Annotated in this window: 20 protein-coding genes; 14 read left to right on the top strand and 6 right to left on the bottom strand. The window is 54.1% G+C overall.

Going from position 1 to position 20669, the window contains the following annotated elements:
• Positions 1-110: 110 nt before the first annotated feature.
• The 6 genes from ABIE48_RS17870 to ABIE48_RS17845 all read left to right on the top strand — a co-directional run bounded on the left by ABIE48_RS17870 (position 111) and on the right by ABIE48_RS17845 (position 6498).
• Positions 111-1865 (top strand): ABC transporter substrate-binding protein, encoded by a 1755-nt coding sequence (locus ABIE48_RS17870; protein ID WP_192715415.1) that lies wholly within the window; start codon positions 111-113, stop codon positions 1863-1865.
• An 81-nt stretch (positions 1866-1946) separates the two neighbouring features.
• Positions 1947-2903 carry an ABC transporter permease gene (locus ABIE48_RS17865; protein ID WP_076171622.1) on the top strand — a complete coding sequence of 319 codons (957 nt, stop codon included), beginning with the start codon at positions 1947-1949 and terminating at the stop codon, positions 2901-2903.
• A 36-nt stretch (positions 2904-2939) separates the two neighbouring features.
• Positions 2940-3848 (top strand): oligopeptide ABC transporter permease, encoded by a 909-nt coding sequence (gene opp4C, locus ABIE48_RS17860; RefSeq protein WP_397341697.1) that lies wholly within the window; start codon positions 2940-2942, stop codon positions 3846-3848.
• Positions 3849-3862: 14 nt separating this feature from the next.
• Complete coding sequence (locus ABIE48_RS17855; protein WP_192715414.1) at positions 3863-4846, top strand: ABC transporter ATP-binding protein; 984 nt, start codon at positions 3863-3865, stop codon at positions 4844-4846.
• Positions 4839-5804 (top strand): ABC transporter ATP-binding protein, encoded by a 966-nt coding sequence (locus ABIE48_RS17850; protein ID WP_076171631.1) that lies wholly within the window; start codon positions 4839-4841, stop codon positions 5802-5804. The genes ABIE48_RS17855 and ABIE48_RS17850 overlap by 8 nt, the downstream gene beginning before the upstream one ends.
• Positions 5805-5982: 178 nt before the next feature.
• A complete protein-coding gene (locus ABIE48_RS17845) occupies positions 5983-6498 on the top strand; it encodes a hypothetical protein (RefSeq protein WP_354519405.1) in 516 nt (171 codons plus the stop codon).
• A gap of 78 nt (positions 6499-6576) precedes the next feature.
• Here the strand turns inward: ABIE48_RS17845 and ABIE48_RS17840 are convergent, their stop codons facing one another.
• A complete protein-coding gene (locus ABIE48_RS17840) occupies positions 6577-7389 on the bottom strand; it encodes a DUF4367 domain-containing protein (protein ID WP_192715412.1) in 813 nt (270 codons plus the stop codon).
• Positions 7370-7957 (bottom strand): RNA polymerase sigma factor, encoded by a 588-nt coding sequence (locus tag ABIE48_RS17835; RefSeq protein WP_192715411.1) that lies wholly within the window; start codon positions 7955-7957, stop codon positions 7370-7372. The genes ABIE48_RS17840 and ABIE48_RS17835 overlap by 20 nt, the downstream gene beginning before the upstream one ends.
• A gap of 281 nt (positions 7958-8238) precedes the next feature.
• Here ABIE48_RS17835 and ABIE48_RS17830 point away from each other — a divergent pair, with 281 nt between their 5' ends.
• Both ABIE48_RS17830 and ABIE48_RS17825 read left to right on the top strand, forming a co-directional pair.
• Positions 8239-10521, top strand: coding sequence for a histidine kinase (locus ABIE48_RS17830; RefSeq protein ID WP_192715410.1), 2283 nt, complete (start codon positions 8239-8241; stop codon positions 10519-10521).
• A gap of 59 nt (positions 10522-10580) precedes the next feature.
• The gene (locus ABIE48_RS17825) at positions 10581-11585 is read left to right on the top strand and encodes an aldose 1-epimerase (protein WP_192715409.1); all 1005 of its coding nucleotides are present in this window, start codon (positions 10581-10583) and stop codon (positions 11583-11585) included.
• A gap of 99 nt (positions 11586-11684) precedes the next feature.
• Here the strand turns inward: ABIE48_RS17825 and ABIE48_RS17820 are convergent, their stop codons facing one another.
• Positions 11685-12167: a double zinc ribbon domain-containing protein gene (locus ABIE48_RS17820; protein WP_192715408.1), complete on the bottom strand. Its 483-nt coding sequence runs from the start codon at positions 12165-12167 to the stop codon at positions 11685-11687.
• 292 nt (positions 12168-12459) lie between these two features.
• Here ABIE48_RS17820 and ABIE48_RS17815 point away from each other — a divergent pair, with 292 nt between their 5' ends.
• Genes ABIE48_RS17815 through ABIE48_RS17805 form a run of 3 tightly spaced genes read left to right on the top strand, consistent with a single transcriptional unit; the run spans position 12460 to position 15042 of the window.
• Positions 12460-13398 (top strand): helix-turn-helix transcriptional regulator, encoded by a 939-nt coding sequence (locus ABIE48_RS17815; RefSeq protein WP_192715407.1) that lies wholly within the window; start codon positions 12460-12462, stop codon positions 13396-13398.
• Between the two features lie 21 nt (positions 13399-13419).
• Complete coding sequence (locus ABIE48_RS17810; RefSeq protein WP_354519401.1) at positions 13420-14118, top strand: AlkZ-related protein; 699 nt, start codon at positions 13420-13422, stop codon at positions 14116-14118.
• A 24-nt stretch (positions 14119-14142) separates the two neighbouring features.
• Positions 14143-15042: a hypothetical protein gene (locus tag ABIE48_RS17805; protein WP_192715406.1), complete on the top strand. Its 900-nt coding sequence runs from the start codon at positions 14143-14145 to the stop codon at positions 15040-15042.
• A gap of 102 nt (positions 15043-15144) precedes the next feature.
• Here the strand turns inward: ABIE48_RS17805 and ABIE48_RS17800 are convergent, their stop codons facing one another.
• The 3 genes from ABIE48_RS17800 to ABIE48_RS17790 form a co-directional block, all read right to left on the bottom strand.
• A complete protein-coding gene (locus ABIE48_RS17800; protein ID WP_440382158.1) occupies positions 15145-15909 on the bottom strand; it encodes an SDR family NAD(P)-dependent oxidoreductase in 765 nt (254 codons plus the stop codon).
• A gap of 173 nt (positions 15910-16082) precedes the next feature.
• A complete protein-coding gene (locus ABIE48_RS17795) occupies positions 16083-17312 on the bottom strand; it encodes an aminopeptidase (RefSeq protein WP_192715405.1) in 1230 nt (409 codons plus the stop codon).
• A gap of 182 nt (positions 17313-17494) precedes the next feature.
• Positions 17495-18727, bottom strand: coding sequence for an aminopeptidase (locus tag ABIE48_RS17790; RefSeq protein ID WP_192715404.1), 1233 nt, complete (start codon positions 18725-18727; stop codon positions 17495-17497).
• Between the two features lie 159 nt (positions 18728-18886).
• Between ABIE48_RS17790 and ABIE48_RS17785 the strand changes: the two genes are divergently transcribed.
• Genes ABIE48_RS17785 through lspA form a run of 3 tightly spaced genes read left to right on the top strand, consistent with a single transcriptional unit; the run spans position 18887 to position 20536 of the window.
• Positions 18887-19159 carry a hypothetical protein gene (locus tag ABIE48_RS17785; protein ID WP_076171655.1) on the top strand — a complete coding sequence of 91 codons (273 nt, stop codon included), beginning with the start codon at positions 18887-18889 and terminating at the stop codon, positions 19157-19159.
• A 56-nt stretch (positions 19160-19215) separates the two neighbouring features.
• A complete protein-coding gene (cdaS, locus tag ABIE48_RS17780) occupies positions 19216-19884 on the top strand; it encodes a sporulation-specific diadenylate cyclase CdaS (protein ID WP_076171658.1) in 669 nt (222 codons plus the stop codon).
• A 43-nt stretch (positions 19885-19927) separates the two neighbouring features.
• On the top strand, positions 19928-20536 hold the full coding sequence (gene lspA, locus ABIE48_RS17775; protein WP_354519398.1) for a signal peptidase II: 609 nt from the start codon (positions 19928-19930) through the stop codon (positions 20534-20536).
• Positions 20537-20669: the final 133 nt, after the last annotated feature.

Genomic DNA, 20669 nt, shown 5'->3' with positions numbered 1-20669 from the left:
AGTTCTCTATTTACAGAACTCGAAATGGTTTCTATAATAACGATATCATCTACAAATATAAATCATACTTAATTCATCGGAATGGTGAGTAAAAACGGGAGGTTATGATGATGAAAAAAGGAGTGTACTTGCTAACTTCGCTGTTGATCGTCGGATCAATGCTGGTTACGGCATGCTCGAACAATAGTAATGACGGGGGTTCATCCAGCGGTACGGCTCAAACGGAGCAGGGTACAAAAGATACAGCGGCGTCCTCCGATGCCGGAGGAACCTCTGCACTGACCGAGGCTTATACGGCAGCCGACTTGTCCAAACTGCCCGATGTGGCCAAGCAGCGTACGGACACAATTATCGTGGCGCTGACCGACCCGAGCGGCGCGTTCACACCTTATTTTACCCAGAGCGGTTATGACGGCAACGTCAACTCCCTGCTGTTCGGTTCGCTGGTGACAGTGGATGATAAGGGATTGCCGGTTCCTGACCTTGCGGAGAAATGGGACATTTCCGAAGATCAGAAGACGATTACATATCATCTGCGGAAGGATCTGAAATTCAGCGACGGCTCACCAATGACTGCTGACGATGTCGCGTTTACGTGGACGATCCTGTTCGACCCGTCCTATGACGGCGATTCGATCATCCCGAGCACGATCGCGATCCAGGGAGCGCAGGATTATAAGGATGGCAAGGCGAAGAGCATTTCCGGCATCAAGGTGGTCGATCCGCAGACGATTTCCGTCACGCTGGATAAGCCGAACGCAACGGCGCTTGTGACGCTCGGCTCGAACATTTTGTCCAAGGCGTACTACGGCAAGGATTATAAGTTCGGTGACCTGAGCTACATCAAAAACCTGCATCAAACGCCGGTCGGCAACGGCCCATACAAGCTGGAAAAATTCATTCCAGGCCAGGAAGTCCGTTTTGTCGCCAACGAGAACTACTATAAAGGCAAGCCGAAAACAGAGCACTTCATTTATAAAACGTCCGAAGGCGACGCTTGGCAGTACCTGGAGACCGGAGAAATTGACTACACTTCGTTCCCAGCTACAACCGAAAATATCGAGAAGCTGAAGTCCCTCGGCTTCACCAACATTTTGCCTTACACGGCCAGCAACTACGGTTACCTGCAGGTCAACCTGGAACACGAAGCGCTGAAGGATAAAAAGGTACGCCAAGCGATCGCTTACGGCCTCGACCGTCAAAGCATCTACGTGGACGCGAACGAAGGTGCCGGTGCAGTAGCCAACATTCCGGCTCCGCCGATCTCCTGGGCTTACACCGAAGACGGCATTAACCCGTACAAATTTGATTCGGAAAAAGCCAAGCAGCTGCTGGACGAAGCCGGCTGGAAAGTGGGCGCAGGCGGCATCCGCGAGAAAGACGGCAAGAAGCTGACGATCCACTACCTGGGCTCGAAGAGCAAGCAGACGGATATCTTTATTCCGGTGGCTAAAGAGAACTTCCAGGCGATCGGCGTCGACTTCCAGCCGGAAGTGTTCGCCGACTTCAACTCCCTCGTGTCCAAAGTGGAGAGCGGGGATTACGATCTCGTATCCTTCTCGACTCCGCTGCTGCAGGATCCGTCGGACGGCGTCATGCAGTTTATCGACGGCGAGATCAAAGCCTACGACAATCCGAAGGTGAAAGAGCTCTATGACAAAGCGCTCGCGACTTCCGACATCGAAGAGCGCAAGGCCATCTACAAAGAGCTGTTCCAGCTGCTGAACGATGAGCTGCCGGTCATCTTCACAAACTACAAGAAGACGGTGTACGGTTACAACGGCCGCATCGAGAACCTGAAGGTCAGCCCGTTCGTCGGACTTGCCAACAGCTTGCCTGACTGGTCGCTGAAGCCGGTACAATAATCAGAAGGACCCACAATGGAGTCCCCCGACCGCGAAGCAGCCGCTTCTGCGGCGGGGGACCATGTAATTAGGAGGCGAATGATGGGCACTTATTTGACGAAGCGTATCATTTACATGATCGTCATCCTGTTTGCGGCATCCTTTTTGATCTTCAGCCTCTACGCGCTGACTCCGGGGGATTTCATCAGCAGCAACATTAAGCTGAGCCCGGAACGTAAAGCGGAGTTAAGGGAGATTTACGGACTGAGCAAGCCGCTGCTGGAACGGTACGGCATATGGATGAACAACGTATTTCACGGAGATTTCGGTTTCTCGCTGGCGCAGCAGCAGCCGGTGCTGAAGCTGTTTAACCAGTATATTTGGAACTCTTTCCTGCTGGCGGTCGTATCCACGTTTTTGACCTGGGTCATCGCCGTGATCATCGGGGTCGTTTCCGCTTATAAGCAGTATTCGTGGTTCGACACGATCGTGATGGTGGCCATTTTCGCTGCCATGTCGATCCCTTCCTTCTTCATCGGCTTGTTCCTGATCAAGATTCTGGCCGTCGACCTCAAGTGGCTGCCGCCGGGCGGGATGTTAACGACGGGAAGCAACGCGACCGGCTGGGCTTATATTAAGGAAGTCATCCATCATATGACGCTGCCTGTGATCGTCATGACGCTGCTCGGCGTCGGCTCGCTGACGCGCTATTTCCGCAGCAATATGATCGACGTCATCAAGCAGGATTATATCCGCACGGCCCGGGCGAAAGGGCTGAAGGAAGACAAAGTTTTGTTCAGACACGCTCTGCGCAATGCGCTGCTGCCGGCCATCACCCTGGTTGGCTTTGAACTGCCGGCCCTGTTCGGAGGATCGATTATTATTGAAAAAATCTTTAACTGGCCGGGAATCGGCCAGCTGTACATGCAGTCCTTCAGCCTGCGGGACTATCCGCTGCTCATGGGCTTCACGATGCTGCTGGCCATTCTGACGGTCATCGGCACGCTGCTGTCGGATGTGCTCTATCACATCGCCGATCCGCGCGTGCGGCTGCATTAGGGAGGGGAGACGCTTATGGCCATTAACAGTACACCAATGACCGATGCCGTTCCGGCTGCAACAACGACGCCGAAGTCTTCCTCCTTATTTAAACAGTCGATGCGGAGGCTGTTGCGTAACAAGCTGGCGATTTTCGGACTTGTCGTCGTGGTCATCATGTTTATCGCTTGTTTTCTTGGGCCCGTATTTTCGCCTTATGCCGACAACAAGATTCATATGAATGTGATGAACAAAGCGCCAAGCATGAAGCACTGGCTCGGGACCGATGCCCTGGGGCGTGACGTGCTTACGCGGGTGCTTCAGGCCGGCCGCATTTCCTTGACGGTAGGCCTGGCTTCCATGTTCCTGTCCGTGTTTATCGGTGCGCTGCTCGGCGCGATCGCCGGCTACTACCGGGGGATTGTGGACCAAATCATTATGCGGATCGCCGATTTGCTTCTGACCATTCCGGGACTGCCGCTGCTGTTTATTTTCGGCGCGCTGCTGTCGGAGTGGAAGGTGCCGACGAATTACCGCATGTATATCGTCATGCTGATGCTTGGCCTCGTCAACTGGCCGGGGCTTGCCCGGATGGTCCGGGGGCAGATGCTCAGCCTTCGCGAACGCGAATTCATGCAGGCCGCCGTGGTGCTCGGTCTGCGCGACCGCCGCAAGCTGTTCAACCACCTGCTGCCGAATATCGTTCCGCTCCTGATCGTCATTGCGACACTCAACATTGGCGGATCGATCCTCAGCGAGTCGGTGCTGAGCTTCTTCGGCCTCGGCGTCATGCCGCCGACACCGACTTGGGGGAATATGATCGACGCGGCGAACAATTTGATCGATTTTCAGGAGCATCCATGGCTGTGGATTCCTCCAGGATTCTCTATTTTTATCACGGTAATTGCTATTAACATATTTGGAGACGGACTCCGGGATGTGCTGGATCCCAAACAGAAGAGGTAGGTGAACAGCGTTCTATGAAAGATCTCATTAAAATCGACCATCTGCGCACGCATTTCTTCAGCGACAAAAACGTGATCAAAGCCGTAAATGACGTCAGCCTGCGCGTCCGGGAAGGCGAAACGGTATGCGTCGTCGGCGAGTCGGGCTGCGGTAAAAGCGTTACCGCCATGTCCATCATGGGTCTGATTGAGGAACCGGGAGGTAAAGTGGTTGGCGGAAGCATTGAGTTTGACGGCCGGGACCTGCTGAAGCTCAGCAAAAACGAGCTGCGTACGATCCGCGGGAATGACATCTCCATGATCTTTCAGGAGCCGATGTCTTCGCTGAACCCGGTTCTGAAAATTGGGCAGCAGATTATGGAGCCGCTTATGGTGCACCAGAAGCTGAGCAAGAAGGAGGCCCGCGCCCGTGCGATCGAACTGATCGAGCAGGTGGGGATCTCGCGAGCGGGGCAAATCGCCGATTCCTATCCGCATGAATTGAGCGGCGGTATGCTGCAGCGGATCATGATCGCGATTGCGATCTCCTGCGGTCCGAAGCTTCTGATCGCCGATGAGCCGACGACGGCGCTGGACGTTACCATCCAGGCTCAAATTCTGGATATGCTGCGCGAATTTAAAAAGAAGTCGAACATGTCGATGATGCTGATCACCCATGATCTGGGCGTCGTGGCCGAAATGGCGGATTACGTCGTTGTCATGTACGCCGGCAAAGTCGTGGAAGAAGGCGAAGTGGTGAAGCTGTTCGAGTCGCCGAAGCATCCGTATACGCAGGGGCTGCTCAAGTCCAAGCCGATCATTAATCAGCGGCAGGATGAGCTGTATTCGATCCCGGGGCAGGTGCCGAATCCGCTGGATCTGACCGAATCGTGCTATTTCCATGACCGCTGCGCGCACTGCATGGACATTTGCAGAACGAAACAGCCGGCGCTTAAAGAAGTTGCGGATCAGCAAAAAGCCGCTTGCTGGCTGTATGAGGAGGCGGTTGTTCATGTCTGATGCATTGCTTGAAATCAGCCATTTGAAAAAGTATTTTCCGATCCAGAAAGGTCTGCTGAACCGCACCGTCGGTCACGTGAAGGCCGTTGACGATATCAGCATCACGATCCGGCCGGGCGAAACGTTCGGGCTGGTCGGGGAGTCCGGCAGCGGCAAAAGCACGGTTGGCCGCACGGCCATCCGCCTGATCGAGAAGACGTCAGGGGAGGTCAAGTTCAAGGGTATCAATATTTACGATCTCCCTCCCGAGGAACTGCGCAAGCTTCGGCCGAGCATGCAGCTGATTTTTCAGGATCCGTACAGTTCCCTGAACCCGCGGATCCGCGTCGGGGACGCCATCGGCGAAGCGCTGCTGGATCACGGCCTGGTGCCAAAAGCGGAGATTCGCGACCGGGTGCTGGAAGTGCTTCAATCCTGCGGATTGTCCTCTTACCATATCGACCGGTTCCCGCATGAATTTTCGGGCGGTCAGCGGCAGCGGATCGGCATAGCCCGGGCACTGGTGCTTAATCCGGATCTCATTATTGCCGATGAGCCCGTCTCGGCGCTGGATGTATCCATTCAGGCGCAGATCATCAACCTGTTCCGCAAGCTGCAGGAAACGCGCGGGCTTGCGTACTTGTTCATTTCCCACGACCTCAGCGTCGTGGAGCATTTATGTACGCGGATCGGCGTCATGTACCTGGGCTCCATGGTCGAGACTGCGACCCGGGATGAGCTGTTTAAAAATCCGCTGCATCCGTATACGAAGGCGCTGCTGTCAGCCGTGCCGGTTCCGATTCCGAAGCTGAAGCGGGAGCGCATCGTGCTGAAGGGCGACATTCCGAGCCCTTCCAATCCGCCTTCGGGCTGCAAGTTCCATACGCGCTGCCCGTTTGCGGTGGCCCGCTGTAAAGAAGAAGTGCCGGAGTTCCGCGATGCGGGCGGCGGTCACTTCGTTGCCTGTCACCTAGTGTAACTGCCCCTTGTTAGGGGAAGGGAAACCCCCGTTTCGATCGAAACGGGGGTTTTTTAGTGCATTTAATGAAAATGTGAGAAAAAGCAAAGAAAATGATGAAAAAATGATGAAACCTCTGAAAGGAGGCCGCCGTTAATAGTAGTGAAATTCAATATTTCCTAAAGGAAAGGTGAGAGTCATGACGAAGAAATGGATCAACCACAAACTGCCAGCCATTATTGCCGCCACTACCGTACTCAGTATGCTTCTCGCGACCGGGGCGGGTGCCGAACCAGCCGGATCCGATGATGCGGACATTTCCGCAGCCGCCGTAAAAGAACCGGGAGCCTTAACCACTCCTCCGCCTCCTGAACACTTCATCACGAGCTTCGCGTCTTTCACATACTTGAACAACTGCTATGCGTCAGCCTCGCTCGTCAATAGCACAACCGTGGCTTTAAAGGCCAGCACTTACGCCAAACAGAGCGTTGACAAGATTGGTGTCGACCTAACCCTGCAGCGCTGGACTGGATCTGCATGGGTCGATATGGAAACTAGACGGTTCCTGGACACTGGAAACAGCACTATATCCGGGGATTACAACGGCACGGTGATCACGGGATATTATTACCGAGCCAAAGCCTACCATACCGTATATCAAGGATCTGCTTTCGAACAGACCACCTCGTATTCCCCACAAGTGTTGGCCAAATAGGATAACAAATAAAAGTGACCGCCTGCGGGCGGTCACTTTCTGGTCACGCTGAATAGGGATATGCCAACAAATCATTCATTAGGGAAGCGGCTCGACCAGGTTGAGAATTTCCTCTTTACTCGCCGTGGTTATGATGTACAGCTGCACTTTATTATATTTCATGATCAGCGAATTCATGTTGCTTTCGGTATAATAGGCTTCATAACCGTTCTTGAGCTTGATCTTGACAGGTTCTCCGTTCGTGAAATAACCTGTGCTGGAATTCGGGAGAATTCGGCTCACGGTAATGAACAGATTATCATCTTCCTTTGGTCCGGTATAAAGCATAGTAATTTCGTTATACTTCTTTGTTTCGAGATCTTTTGCTATGACGGTGGATTGCTTGAAATGATAACGCTCCGGAATTCGGCCGCTAAAATCCGGAATGGTAAAGCTCAATTCTTTCTGCACTTCACTGAGCGGGCGCGTTGTTGGGACACCCTGTTCCGAAGAAATGATTTTCCCATCCCATGGCGGCGGTTCCTTCTCTCCGTCCATATAATTTGGCGGTGGAGGGGTTTTCGCGATCCCTCCCGTATCAGACTGATCGTCTTGGAGAAAAGCCACATTCTTAACGCCGTCTCCCCAGTCAACAATGGAGTCGATCAACGGAGAAATGGCCTTCGTCACGGCTGTGGAACTGAAAATGACCGCTCCGGCCACGAAAGATGCGGCCACCACACCGCCAAGCTGAAGGTGCCGATTACGTCTGCGGGAACGGTTCACTTCGTTCAGCCGGGCTTGAACCTTGTTCCAAGATGCCTTCTTGCTATCTTCGGACGTCAAGGAAGTTGAAGAGGCTGCCTTCTCGAAGGCGGAATCGAACCAATCTTCAAATTTTTCGCTTTTCATCCTTTACCCCCCACTCCTTAAAGAGCATTTTCTTGATACTTTCGCGTGCCCGGTACAGACGTTGTTTGACGGCATCCTCGGTAACTTCAAGCAGATCGGCGATTTCCCGGTATGACAGGCCCTTTCGCCAGCGATACTCGACCAGAACCCGGTATTCCGGTTTCAATTCCCTTAAATACTGGACAATCGATTCTTCCATGAACTTCGTTTCTACCGTATTTTCGATTGACACCGTCGGCTGCGCAATCTCTTCTTTATACATAAAGACACCTTCGACATCGACTTGGTTACGGTACTTTTTATTTTTTCGTAAATAATTTATGGTCGTGTTGCGCGTCACGACTTTGAGCCAGGCTTTCAGCTTGGCTTCATTTTCAAACACGGGTTTGCTTTTGATGATCTTAATGAAAGCATCCTGGATAATATCTTCCACCACGGAATGGTTTTTCACGATATACATGATCATGCCGTAGGCATAATCATAGTACTCATAATAGATTTCTTCCTGTAAATCCCGGCTGAGATCGTTGTAATCCGTAGACACAAGAAGCCGGATCATGTTCGGCATGGTTTTCCCCTCTTTCCCATTCGCCCGTCTCTCGTCTGTTTTATCTCATCTTTCCCATTTTACATGATATGTCCAGTTTAGCCTATTCTTTCATGTGAAACGGATACGGAAGAGACAGGGGGAATCAGGCTTAAATAGCCGCATTTTCTTCCGAAAAAGACGCTAGATCGGGCAATACCAATACAGGGTGATCCAAAAAGGGCGGTGAACGATTTTACAAAGATGGCTGTGAACAGGTAAGATTCACCACATATCAACAATGTGCAGAAGGGGCTTGAGCCATGGGGGATTACAGACGCAAATCGCCGGAAGAAATTCTCGAAGAAATCCATAGACTGCGGCGGGGGCGGCTCAAAATCATTATCGGGGCGGTGACCGGTTCCGGGAAAACCTATCATATGCTCCGCGAGGGTCAAACCCTGAAGTCCCAGGGGATTGACGTCGTCATATGCGCGGTGTCCACGCTGCAGCGTACGGAAACGAAAAAGCAGCTCGCCGACCTGGAGAGGGTGCCCAGCATCCACTGGAATGAAGGAGAAACGGAATACAAGGATCTGAATCTGCCGGGCATTGTAAGCCGAAATCCCGAAGTTGTGCTTGTGGACGGATTCGCTCATCGAAACCGCAAGGACGCCGAGCATCGAACCCGGCTGGAAGATATCCAGTTTCTGCTGAATCACGGCATCAGCGTCATCACGACCGTCAATGTGTATGAAATTGAAGGCATTCATGAACTTGCCCGCAAATGGACCGGAGTAGAGGTCAGGGAAACCGTTCCGCTAACGACGCTGGGTATGGCCGACGAGGTTCGGCTGATCGACGTTTCTCCGGAAACGCTCATCTCCCGGTTGAACGAAGGCCATCTGCAGAGCAGCCGGGACGGGGCGTCATTTACCCGCAAGGATTTGGCCCTCCTTCGGGAGCTTGCGCTGCGCTTGATGGCCGATGATGTGAATCAGTCGCTGGAGAAGTTCCGCGAGCACGAGGGCATCAGCGGTCCCTCCGGTGCCTCGGAGCGTATCCTGGTGGCGGCGCAATACCATTGGAACGGTTCGATCTATGTACGGCGCGGACAGCAAATCGCAAAGCGCCTGAACGGCGAACTGCTCGTCGTAGTCTTTATGCAGCCCAAGCCGTCACTGTCACGCGAGCAAGAGGCATTTAAGCGTTCTTTGCACAAAATGGCGGACAAGACGGACGCCAAGCTGGAGGAGCTGCCTTTGTCGGCTCCAAGACGGTTTGCCAAGTCGCTGATCCGATATGCTTTTGATAGAAAAGTGACCCGTATCGTGCTGGGGCATTCCCGGAAAAGCCCCTGGCAGGAGCTGTGGCAGGGTTCAGTGACGAACGGCATTCTGAAGCATGCGCATGGCATCGACGTGTTCTGGGTAGCCGACCGCACGGCGCAAGGGGAACCGCGGATTCTGCCGGCCCGCCGAACGCAAAACAAGCAGGGGAAGGGGTATCACCGGCTCAGCCGTGAGGAAATGAACGAGAAAGTGAAGCGGATCGAGCGCGGCCGGTTCAAAATTTATATCGGCGCGGCCCCCGGCGTAGGCAAAACGTACACCATGCTTCGCGAGGGGAATGACATATTGGCCAAGGGAACGGGTGTGGTTATCGGGTGGCTCGAGACGCATGGGCGCGCGGAGACGGCGGCGCAGGTCGGCAGTTTGCCTGTTATTCCACCGAAGGAGATTTCCTATAAAGGCACTACGCTGTACGAAATGGATACAGAGGCGCTGCTGGCAAGAAGTCCGGAGCTCGTGCTCGTCGATGAGCTGCCTCATACCAACATGCCAGGCAGCCGTTTCCGCAAACGGTATGAAGATATTTTGCTTCTGCTGGAGAACGGAATTTCGGTCATAACAACCTTGAATATTCAGCATCTGGAGAGCCTCAACGATGCCGTCGAGCGCATCGCCGGCATCCGGGTCTCCGAGACGGTTCCGGACACGCTGCTGTCAATGGCCGATGAGGTGGAGCTGATTGACGTTACGCCGCAATCGCTGCAGGAGCGGATGAGGGAAGGGAAAATTTATGCGGCGGACAAGGTCGATCAGGCGCTTGGTTCCTTTTTCCGAACGGGGAACCTGATCGCGCTAAGGGAGCTGGCCCTCCGGGAACTGGCCGACGATGTGGACGAGCGGCTGGAGTCCTGGCAGCGGAATATGTCCCTTCGCGGACCCTGGAGAAAGGAGGAGGTGATCTTTGTGTGCATCCTCCCCGGGACCTCTGCCGAGCGCCTCATCCGGCGCGGATTCCGGATCGCTTACCGCCTCAAGGCCGCGCTTCACGTGACTTGCGTCCGCATGGAAGGCCGGGATTGCGATCTTGGGCGATGGCAGGGGCTGACCGAAAGCTTGCAAGGGCATTTCGGCATTCTTGAAACAGAAGGGTGGAAAGGACTGCCGGCCAAAGTGCTGGGGCAGGCCGAACAAATTCATGCAACCCAGATGATTCTAGGACGCTCAGAAGAAGGAATCATGACTAGATATGCACGCCGAAGAATGCTGAAACGGCTGATTCATGGGGCAAGCCGGATTGATGTGCTTCTCGTATAATGCCACAAATGGTATATTAGAAGAACATTCCTTTTAATCATGAACAGGAGGAGAACAAGTTGACACAATTTGCGGCATTTGAAGGCGATTTTAATGGGGAAAAGGCGATCTGGCTGAAGCATGGGAAATACGAAGCGGCGGTGCTGCCTGAGATCGGCGCCAATCTGATTTTGTTCCGGGATACCGAGCAAAACTTCAAGTTTTTGCGGGAACCGGAAGCCGGTGAAATGGAAGATTTCAAGGCGAATCCGGGTGTTTACGGCATTCCGGTACTGTTTCCGCCCAACCGTTACGATGGCGGCAAATTCGAATGGGAGGGCAAAGTCTACCAATTCCCAATCAATGAAGAAGCCACGGGCAACCAGCTGCACGGATACATGCATACGATCCCATGGACCGTGGATTACATAACCAGCGACGATTATGAAAGCGCAGTCGTTGTGTCCCAGCGCGTAGGAGAAGGGCATCTGTATAAAAAGTATCTGCCTTTTGATTTCACGATTACGCTGCGATACTCCCTGAACCGGGAAGGGCTGCGGCAGCAGGTCACCATCACCAATGACGGCAAGGAAAAAATGCCTGTGCTGCTGGCGTTCCATACGGCGGTCAATGCCCCGTTCGTGCCTGGAAGCGAAGCGAAGGATTACCGGGTTAAAATTACGATCGGCCAGCGGCGTGAGCTGGATGACCGGATGCTGCCGACAGGTGCTTTCCAGCCGCTGTCTCCGGAAGAGGAGCAGCTCAAAGGAGAAGGCGTGTTCCCTTACTTCACCGAAATGGACTTCCATTACACGGCTGAACCGCAGGACGGACGCAACCGGATGGAGCTCACGGATACACGCACTGGGGACGTGCTGATTTACGACGTAGGTAACAGCTATAAGCACTGGATGGTTTGGAACCAGTTCGCCGGCGGCAAATTTTTCTGCCCTGAGCCTCAGATCAACCTCGTCAACGCTCCGAATATCAAAAACATTCCCGCAGAGGAAATGGGACTGTTCGGCTTGACCCCGGGCGAGAAGTGGGAAGAGACGAGCTTTCTGTATGCGCTCAAAAGAAATTAAGCATCGCGGCCGGGCTTCCTGATCCGCTCTTGAATAAACGACCAAACGCCGTGTCCCTGATGCAGTGAGGGATACGGCGTTCTCTGATTTACTGATAAATTACTCGTGATGAAGCTTATGACCGCAGCTGCGGCAGAAATGATCCGAAAATGAGGCCGGTTCTCCGCATTTGGTGCAGTAGGCGCTTTTGGGAATCGAGCTCGAAACGGCTGCCGGCTGAACGACCACCGTATGGAACTGCTGTCCGCAGAACGGGCAGTAGGTCGCGTCCGCGGGAAGCATCTTGCCGCATCCGCATTCCTTCAGGTTTTGCAGGTGCTGGATTTTCCGCTGTAGCTCTTCCACTTCTTCTTCCAAGGCAAAAATGGCCTCCCGGTATTTCTGGATCTCCGCGCTGGGGATCGTGCCGTCAGGTTTCTCCAAGGACTGATGGACGATACGGCCGATTTCCGTATAATTTTTTTCGATTTCCTTTTCCTTCGCCGCCGCTTGAAACTTCAGGGTTGTGGATTCAACCGTGTTCTGCGCTTTCTTGCCGGCATCCGAAACGCCCTGCTTGATTTTGTTGAAAAAGTTGGACATGACGGGTTTTCTCCTCCTTGCGTCCGTGTTCTGATGAAGCCGCCGTGTCGGTCACAGCGGCTTTTCATATCCTGTCCAGTCGTTTGACTCGCTTTTATGCTATTGTATGGCTCTTCCCAATGCATTATAACTGAGCCGGGGCTGAAGGGAAAGTCCCGCCAGCGTCCTATACCGCGTCATTCGACAACTTTTGCATTATGTTAAAAAAGAAAACTCGGCCAAACATTAGTGACATCCAAGTTGTCACCAATAGGCTGATACAATGATTCTACAGCGTGAAGAGGTGAAATACATGAACCGTATGGACCGCCTGATGGCGATACTCATCGCGCTTCAGCAGGGAAACCAGACGGCCGCAGGGCTCGCCGCAAAGCTTGAAGTGTCGCGGAGGACCATTTTGCGGGATATGCAGGCCCTCTCCGAAATGGGCATCCCGCTTGCCGCGGTGAGCGGCCCCCAAGGCGGCTATTATCTGATGGAGGGCTATCAGCTGCCGCCGCTGCAGCTCAATTCCCGCGAAGCCCTCTGCCTGCTGTTCGCGCTGGAAGGGCTGACCCGTTACGCGGACACGCCATTCAATTCGGAGCGGTGGACCGTAATGGACAAAATCAAGGCCATTCTGCCCCGGGAAACTGCGGAGACGGTCCATCCGATGCTGGATCGCCTGGAAGTGGAGGTGCCCAAGCGTAAGTATACCGTTCCGTACTTGAACGAACTGCTGGATTATGCCTCCAGCAATCAATGGGTATCGGTGTTCTACCATTCGATGAACAACCGCCGCAGGCTGCTGATCCATCCGCTGAGGATTTACGCCGCCAACGGGTTTTGGTACTGCGATGCCTATTCGCAAACCCACGGGGAGCAGCGGATCTTCCGGATCGACCGGATGACGGAGCTTCGTCCGGAAGACCCGCCTGAAGTTGGTGAAGGCGATGGCGATCGTAATTCAGGAAAGTCGGAGCCGCAAACGGTCCATATCCGGGCGAAGCTGACCTACCGCGGAATGCTTCAGGTGGAGCGGGATGAGCATGTCGGAGAGAAAATCAGCGCTGTCGGAAACGAAGAGTGGCTGGCGGATTTTCATCTGCCGGTATCGGAGTGGCATTGGGCCGTGCAGCTTTTTTACGCGCTTGGTACGGAGGCGGAGGTGCTTGAGCCCGAGGCTCTTCGCCGGGAGGTATGCGCCAAGGCTGCGGGTCTGCTGGCTGCCTATGAGGCAAACCATACATAAGACGTTGGAGGAGATGATCTGGTGCTCAAGGAAAATGAACAAAAACCGCTGCACATCGAACGGTACGAGGACGCGTGCGATTTAATCGCCCGTGTCGGCATCCTGCCGCTGGCCGGCTTGATCCCGGGACATCCGTCCTTGGACGGGGTCACTCCCAAGGAGAATTGGCATACGGGAACTGAACGGGATCCCTGGCTGTGGCGCGCCCAGTTTCCCGGCGACGGGACGGCGGCTTACGGCAAGTTCATCAAAAAGAAGGCGGTGTTGATCGCGGCGGATTGGTTTCCACTGGTGCTGCGGCTGCTTGGTAGAGAAGAGGATCCCGAGAAGCGTTACCGGGACGGCTTGTTATCCAAGCCGGCATGGGAGCTGTACCAGCTGATCCGGGACGACGAAGGGATCGAGACGAGGGAGCTGCGGGCCCGCGCGGGCATGAAATCACCGGACCGGAAAAAGGAGTTTGACCAGGCACTGGCGGAGCTGCAGGGGCAGCTCGCCATCGTCATTTCCGGTGTCAAGGAGAAGCGGAACCTGCTCGGAGAGAAAAACGGCTGGAGCAGCACCTCCTACCAGACTACAGGGGATTGGATGCGTCAGTATGGTATCGAGCGGTTCCGGGGAACGAGGGAGCAGGCGCAGTCTGAGCTGAAGTTTAAAATGGAGCATGCATGTACACCAGAAGCGGCGACGTACATGCATAAAATATTTGGCATCCGATAATCTGGATTAAAGGAGGAACTGTTGATGGGAGTAAAGGAAGGAAGGGCAGCCCGTCTGGAAAAAGACAGAGCATTCGTGCTTGCCAATGCGCGGCTGCTGGATCGGCGTCGTTATGAAATGCAGTTCGAAGGAGGATCCGCGGATGGGGTTATTTCTGCGCTCAAAGCCTATCAGAACCCTGACGGCGGGTTCGGCAATGCCCTGGAGCCTGATATGCGCACATCCGCAAGTCAGCCTGTGGCGGTGGAGCAGGCGCTCTGGATCATGGACGAGGCCAACCGGTTTGATGCGGATATCATCGCGGGGATCGCGTCATATCTCAAATCGATTACCGTCCCGGCCACTGGCGGTTTCCCCCGGGCGCTGCTGTCCGTTAATGATGCTCCACATGCTCCTTGGTGGATAACAGAGGACGACCAGCAGGCATCGCTGAATCCAACCGGAAATATTCTCGGTCTGCTCTACAAGCAGACGGCCGTGAACGATTTCAAGCAAGAGGAATGGTTCGCGCGAAGCGCGGAATTCATCTGGAACCGGATTCCCCAGGCAGATCAGACGGATTATCACGACCTGCACCAATGCATCACCTTTTTGCAATACGCTCCCGATCGGGGAAGGGCCTCAGCGATGCAGAATGAGCTAAACGAATGGCTCCGCCAGCCGGGAGTTATTGAGCTTGACCCCCGCGCGGAAGGCTATGTCCATAAAGTGTTGGACTGGGCGCCTGTTCCGGCCAGCTACGCCGCGGAGCTGATCTCCCCGGCGGATATCGAGCGTCACCTGGACGATTTGGAAGAACAGCAGGAGGCCGATGGCGGGTGGAAGGTTTCTTTCCCATCCATCAGTCCGGGCAATGGGGCGGAATGGCGGGGGCTGATCACGGTCAACCGGCTCATCACACTACGGGCATACGGCAGGCTGTAGCAGCGTCATTTCATATAGGAATGGTATATCGGAAAAAAGTAAAAGGACAGCATCCGGCTGTCCTTTACTGTATACGCTTTGATAAAGTTTGGTATGTAGCCTCTAAATGGCCGGCATGACATTGCCGCCGTTCACCGGAATGTAAGCCCCGGTGATAAAGCTCGACAAGTCGGACGCCAGAAACAGTACCGCATTGGCAATTTCCTGGTCGGTGCCCCGGCGCTTGAGGGGAACGCTGCTCGAATACCCTTCGCTTACCTCGGTGTTATTCTCCCGGTCGCGGTCGCTGATGGTCCACCCGGGAGCGACCTGATTGACCGTGATGTTATGCTCGCCGACCTCCTTTGCAAGCACGCGGTAGACGCCGTCCATGCCGCGCTTGCCGGCAACATAAGCGGACTGGCCGGGAAAGTTCTGCATGGAGCACTCGGTGTTGATGCCGATCATCCGCCCCTGCTTGCGCTCGATCATGGCCGGGATGAAGGCTTTGGCCAAAAGGACGTTCTGCAGCACACAGGATTCGAACTGGCTCCGGTAATCCTCGACCGGCTGGTTCAGCACGCTGGTCCATTCATACTGAATGACAGCGTTTGCGACAACGATGTCAATGGCCTGCCACTCTCCCAGCAGGCGGTCTCTCATCGCCGTAACCGATTCGGCATCGGTGATGTCGGCTTGAACGGCGATGCAGCGCCGGCCCAGCGCCTCGATTTCCTGCTTCAGCTCCAGCGCTTTCTGTTCGTTGCCACGGTAGTGGACGGCCACATCGGCCCCGGCACGGGCCAGTGTACGGGCCATGACCCGTCCAAGCTGGCCGGAGGCGCCGGTGATCAAAGCGGTTTTCCCCGTAAGATCTATAGATATCATCAAACTGCTCCTCTCCATGGTAGGTGAATTCGTACAAATCGTACCACTGGCATCCGGGAGCGTCAAATGGAATCCATGATTATACCTGAACGGGAGGTGGGGAGGGGGCAAATTTTGTAAACACAAAAAAGCACCCCGTCGGTCATGCGGCCGTCAGGGGTGCTGCCAGAGAATTAAGCCCAGTTTCCGTTGACAAACACCGGCTCTTCTTTGCCATCATGGGTGATTCCGGTAATGTTCATTTCGGGAGAACCCATCATGAAGTCGACGTGTGTGATACTTTGGTTCATGCCATGGGACTCAAGCTCGTCCTGGGACATCGTCTTACCACCCTGTATATTGAAGGCGTAAGAGCTGCCGATTGCCAGGTGGCAGGAAGCATTCTCATCAAACAAAGTCGTATAGTACAGGATGTTGCTTTGTGAAATTGGAGACTGGAACGGTACAAGGGCTACCTCGCCAAGATAGTGGGAGCCTTCGTCCATCTCGATCAGGCGTGCGAGCGTATCCTGGCCTTCTTCCGCTTTGTAATCTACGATACGGCCGTTTTCGAATGTCAGCGTAAAGCCATCGATGATGTTGCCGCCGTAGCTGAGCGGTTTGGTGCTGCTCACGGTTCCGTTCACGCCGGTTTTGAGCGGGGCGGTGAACACCTCTTCGGTCGGAATGTTGGCGACGAACGCCGTACCCTGCTCATTGACGCTGCCCGCCTGAGCCCAAATATGGCCTTCGGGAAGCTCGATCGTCAGATCCGTGCCCGGCGCCGTAAAATGCAGCTTTTGATACTTTTTGGCGTTCAGCTCATCCGATTTTTTCTGCAGCGTATCGATATGCTCTTCCCAAGCGGCGATCGGATCTTCGCGGTCCGCGCGGCACGCATGGAAGATGGCGTCCCACAGCTTGCCGACCTGCTGATCCTTCGGCGCATCCGGGAACACCTTCGCGGCCCAGTCCGGGGAAGGGAAGGCAACGCCCGTCCAGCTCATTTTATCCGCCTGCTGAAACTGGCGGTATTTCGCCATTGCCTGACCATAGGTGCGCTGATAATCGGCGATTCTTCCAGGCTCTACTCCTTTGAGCAGGTCGGGACTGGAGGAGAGAACGGTCAGGAAAGCGGCTCCGTTCTCAGCGAGCTCGGTCATTTCGCCCGCATACCAAGTCGGGGCTTCAAGGAAAGATTCCGCCGGTGCCAGATCGTAACGGAGCCGCGTGACCGCCTCGTCGGTATAATTGACTTTGACGAGCTTGGCGCCGATCTCATACGCCTTGCGGACGATCAGGCGAACGAGCGGGGCGGCGTCGATCGTTGCATTCACGACCAGCGTTTGTCCGGGCTGCACATTTGCACCGATTTTGACGGCAAGCTCGGCATAATTGTTTAATTTGTCTTCGAACGAGAGCATAGGCTCTACCTCCACATATGTATTCAATTCTTCCCCATTATAAATTAACCACTGGATAAATAAAACACCTGACTACAAAAGAGCCCTCCTGTCATCGCTCCAGGAAGGCTCTTGCGGCTCCAATATTTCATCGTATGCAGAACAAGGATTCACAGCATTAATGGACCGATTGGAGTCAGTCCTTAAAATGCCCAGTTTCCGTTTTTAAATACAGGCTCTTCCGAACCGTCAGCATTAACGCCGAAAATGTCCATTTCCCCCGAGCCGATCATAAAGTCGACATGGGTCACGCTTGTGTTCAGACCGCGCTCAGCAAGCTGCTCCTGATTCATGTTCTTACCGCCTTCAACACAGAAGGCGTAGGCGCTGCCGATCGCCAAATGGTTGGAGGCGTTTTCGTCAAAAAGTGTATTGAAGTACAAAATGTTCGACTCGGAAATCGGTGATTGATGCGGAACCAGCGCGACCTCGCCGAGGTAGTGCGCGCCTTCGTCCATTTCGACGAGATGCTCCAGCGTTTCCTGTCCCTGTTCGGCGCTGACACCTACGATCCGGCCATTCTCAAATGTAATGGAGAAGTTGTCGATGATGTTGCCTCCATAGCTCAGCGGCTTGGTGCTGCGCACCGTGCCGTTTACGCCCGTCTTCAGCGGAGCGGTGAACACTTCCTCGGTCGGCATATTGGCGACGAAGCTGTGTCCTTTCTCGTTGATGCTCTCGCCGGCTGCCCAGATATGTCCTTCCGGAAGCTCGATGGTCAGATCGGTTCCCGGTGCGATATAGTGGAGCTTCTTATATTTTTTGGCGTTCAGGATGTTCGATTTTTCATCCAATGTGGCCAGATGCTGTTTCCAAGCACCGACCGGGTCTTCCTGATCAATGCGCACCGTATGGAAAATCGCTTCCCACAGCTTCTGAACCCGTTCAGATTCGGGAGCGTCAGGGAACACCTTTGCAGCCCATTCCGGCGAAGGGACAGCCACGATTGACCAGCTGAACTTGTCCGCCTGCTGGTAAGCACGGTAAGGTGCCATCGCCTGGCCGCGTGTTTTTTGGTTCATGGCGATCCGTTCCTGCTTGATCCCCTTCAGCAAATCCGGGTTCTCGGCAATCACGTGCAGCACGGCTGCCCCGTTTTCCACGAGTTCGATCATTTCCCCTGCAAACCATTTCGGTGGAATCGCGAAGACTTCATCGTCGGCCCGTTCATACTGCAGACGGGTAACGATTTCGTCGCTCCAATTGACTTTGACGAGCTTGGCGCCCGCATCATATGCTTTTTCCACGATTAAGCGGACAAATTCCGCCGACTGGATCGATGCGTTGACGACCAGCGTTTGGCCCTTCTGGACGTTGACGCCTACACGGACGGCAAGATCGGCATATTTGTTTAATTGACTGATGAAATCGGTCATGGATTCATCCCTCCAGATACTGGTTATCAACTGACACAAGTAGTATTGTACTAAATTGTTCCGCATAATGAAAACCTAAGCTCTGCCGTTTGATGGAAACGGCCGCCTCCATGGTATACTATAGTATCAAATACACCACTTAGAAGGAGCAATGGATTCATGGACTTTACAATTATCGAAGCCGGGATGAAGCTGGACGAGGAACGACACTACGTGGGGCACACCATTTTTACTTTGGAGGGGCATAAGTCCAAGTATGAAGTTACCTTCTTCAGCAAGAAGGGCGATGATTGGGATTACAGCCTGAACTATGCGGACGAATCGGGCATCGAAGAGGAGATGCTTCAGGCCGATGCGCGGCTGGAAGAGGACGACGACCTGTTTGATGCGCTGCTTGATGCCGCCATGGATACGATGGAAGACGCCGAATAGTCGGAAGGCTGGACGGAGCAGTCTATATTTTAAGTCATAAGGAAAGGTGAGCCGACGTGAACAATGAAGATGAGCTGGGTCTGTCTGAAACGATACAGGTCCATCTGAAAAAGAGCCTGTCCACTATTAAGGCGGAAATCGAGAGCATGCTGGCGACGATCGACCAGAAGGAATGCTGCATTCTGAATGAGTTTGAGCAGATCCACAGCGTCTTTACCGACATGCAGATGACGGCCGCATCCTACTATCTGAATGCGTATCTGTCGCCTTATACAGATCGCTACGTAGCGTTGTCCACGGCGCTGCAGCATCTGTCGGAGCGGAATCACGGGGCGCTCATCGTCGTCAAAAGAAACGATGCGCTCCCGCCGCTGGTGCATTCCGGCATACCGGTCGGGGCGGACGTGTCGCATACCCTGCTGGAATCGATTTTTTATCCGGGGGGACCGCTGCACGACGGGGCGGTGCTGGTCGACAAGAACCAAATCGTCTCCGCCGGCAATGTGCTGCCGGTTTCCAAAGCGCTGCGCGAGGGGAAACTTGGAACCCGTCACCGGGCCGCGTTGGGGCTTTCGGAAATATGCGATGCGCTGATCCTTGTCGTTTCAGAGGAGACGGGCAGGGTTTCTTTTGCGCTGAACGGTACGCTCTATCCGGTACGCCCGGGGGAAATGGATTCGCGGCCGGTGTTCAGCCCGGATGTAGCCGTCCCTGGAGGGGATTGAGGCAAGTTCGTGGCAGCCAGCAGATGCAGGATGGGAGTCAAACTTGTGTACGCAGAGCGATCTGACGCATAATGGACATACAGGCATGCTGCATGACTCCATTAGAAGGGTCAGCATCGGCGTCTCTACCCATTTTGTTCCTTTGCTGAACAAGGGAAATGAGACAACGGACGCAGAGGGAAAGAGGTGCATCATTATTTTGTTTTACATCATATCGCTGATCGTCATTGCGATCGACCAACTGAGCAAGCTCTGGGTCCGCTCATCCATGGTCGTCGGAGGTTCGAGGCCTTTTCTTGACCCGTACGTTCATTTTGAGTACTACCAGAATACCGGAGCCGCGTTCAGCTCGTTCCAGGGCTACGGCAAGTTATTTGTCGTATTTGCGGTGTTTGTTACGGCCGTCATTATCTATTACCGGAACAAAGGCGTGCTTAAGGGGACATGGATGGAGCTGGCCACGGGCTTTCTTGTCGGCGGGGCGATCGGCAATGCGATCGACCGGGTGCTGTTCGGCAAGGTAACCGATTTTATCGTCCTCGGCCGCATGACAGGCATTATGAATATCGCGGATATCGCGATTAATATCGGCATCGTGGCCATTATTCTGTCCGTGATTTTCCGCCGCGAGCCTAAGCAGTCTTATTCCTGATGCCCTGTTAGCCGGACATCTGGAATCATGATGTGCAGACAGCAGACTCCCGGGAAGCCGGGAGTTTTTCGCGAGCCCGGGTTTTTCGGCTGTAAAAGAAACAAATGGGCTACAATATGGTTAATAGTTTGAT

Source organism: Paenibacillus sp. OAE614, assembly GCF_040546645.1.
GTDB classification, from domain to species: domain Bacteria; phylum Bacillota; class Bacilli; order Paenibacillales; family Paenibacillaceae; genus Paenibacillus_AQ; species Paenibacillus_AQ favisporus.
The sequence above is the reverse complement of the archived record's forward strand: the minus strand, read 5'-3'. Positions and strand labels throughout refer to the sequence as shown.

What these genes read in the sequence shown, in the direction of transcription:
- ABIE48_RS17870 (WP_192715415.1), top strand. Translation starts at nt 111, where the DNA reads ATGAAAAAAGGAGTGTACTTGCTAACTTCGCTGTTGATCGTCGGATCA.
- opp4C (WP_397341697.1), top strand. Translation starts at nt 2,940, where the DNA reads ATGACCGATGCCGTTCCGGCTGCAACAACGACGCCGAAGTCTTCCTCC.
- ABIE48_RS17865 (WP_076171622.1), top strand. Translation starts at nt 1,947, where the DNA reads ATGGGCACTTATTTGACGAAGCGTATCATTTACATGATCGTCATCCTG.
- ABIE48_RS17840 (WP_192715412.1), bottom strand. Translation starts at nt 7,389, where the DNA reads ATGAAAAGCGAAAAATTTGAAGATTGGTTCGATTCCGCCTTCGAGAAG.
- ABIE48_RS17835 (WP_192715411.1), bottom strand. Translation starts at nt 7,957, where the DNA reads ATGCCGAACATGATCCGGCTTCTTGTGTCTACGGATTACAACGATCTC.
- ABIE48_RS17785 (WP_076171655.1), top strand. Translation starts at nt 18,887, where the DNA reads ATGGACTTTACAATTATCGAAGCCGGGATGAAGCTGGACGAGGAACGA.
- ABIE48_RS17855 (WP_192715414.1), top strand. Translation starts at nt 3,863, where the DNA reads ATGAAAGATCTCATTAAAATCGACCATCTGCGCACGCATTTCTTCAGC.
- ABIE48_RS17790 (WP_192715404.1), bottom strand. Translation starts at nt 18,727, where the DNA reads ATGACCGATTTCATCAGTCAATTAAACAAATATGCCGATCTTGCCGTC.
- ABIE48_RS17845 (WP_354519405.1), top strand. Translation starts at nt 5,983, where the DNA reads ATGACGAAGAAATGGATCAACCACAAACTGCCAGCCATTATTGCCGCC.
- ABIE48_RS17800 (WP_440382158.1), bottom strand. Translation starts at nt 15,909, where the DNA reads ATGATATCTATAGATCTTACGGGGAAAACCGCTTTGATCACCGGCGCC.
- ABIE48_RS17815 (WP_192715407.1), top strand. Translation starts at nt 12,460, where the DNA reads ATGAACCGTATGGACCGCCTGATGGCGATACTCATCGCGCTTCAGCAG.
- ABIE48_RS17850 (WP_076171631.1), top strand. Translation starts at nt 4,839, where the DNA reads ATGTCTGATGCATTGCTTGAAATCAGCCATTTGAAAAAGTATTTTCCG.
- ABIE48_RS17820 (WP_192715408.1), bottom strand. Translation starts at nt 12,167, where the DNA reads ATGTCCAACTTTTTCAACAAAATCAAGCAGGGCGTTTCGGATGCCGGC.
- ABIE48_RS17805 (WP_192715406.1), top strand. Translation starts at nt 14,143, where the DNA reads ATGGGAGTAAAGGAAGGAAGGGCAGCCCGTCTGGAAAAAGACAGAGCA.
- ABIE48_RS17830 (WP_192715410.1), top strand. Translation starts at nt 8,239, where the DNA reads ATGGGGGATTACAGACGCAAATCGCCGGAAGAAATTCTCGAAGAAATC.
- ABIE48_RS17795 (WP_192715405.1), bottom strand. Translation starts at nt 17,312, where the DNA reads ATGCTCTCGTTCGAAGACAAATTAAACAATTATGCCGAGCTTGCCGTC.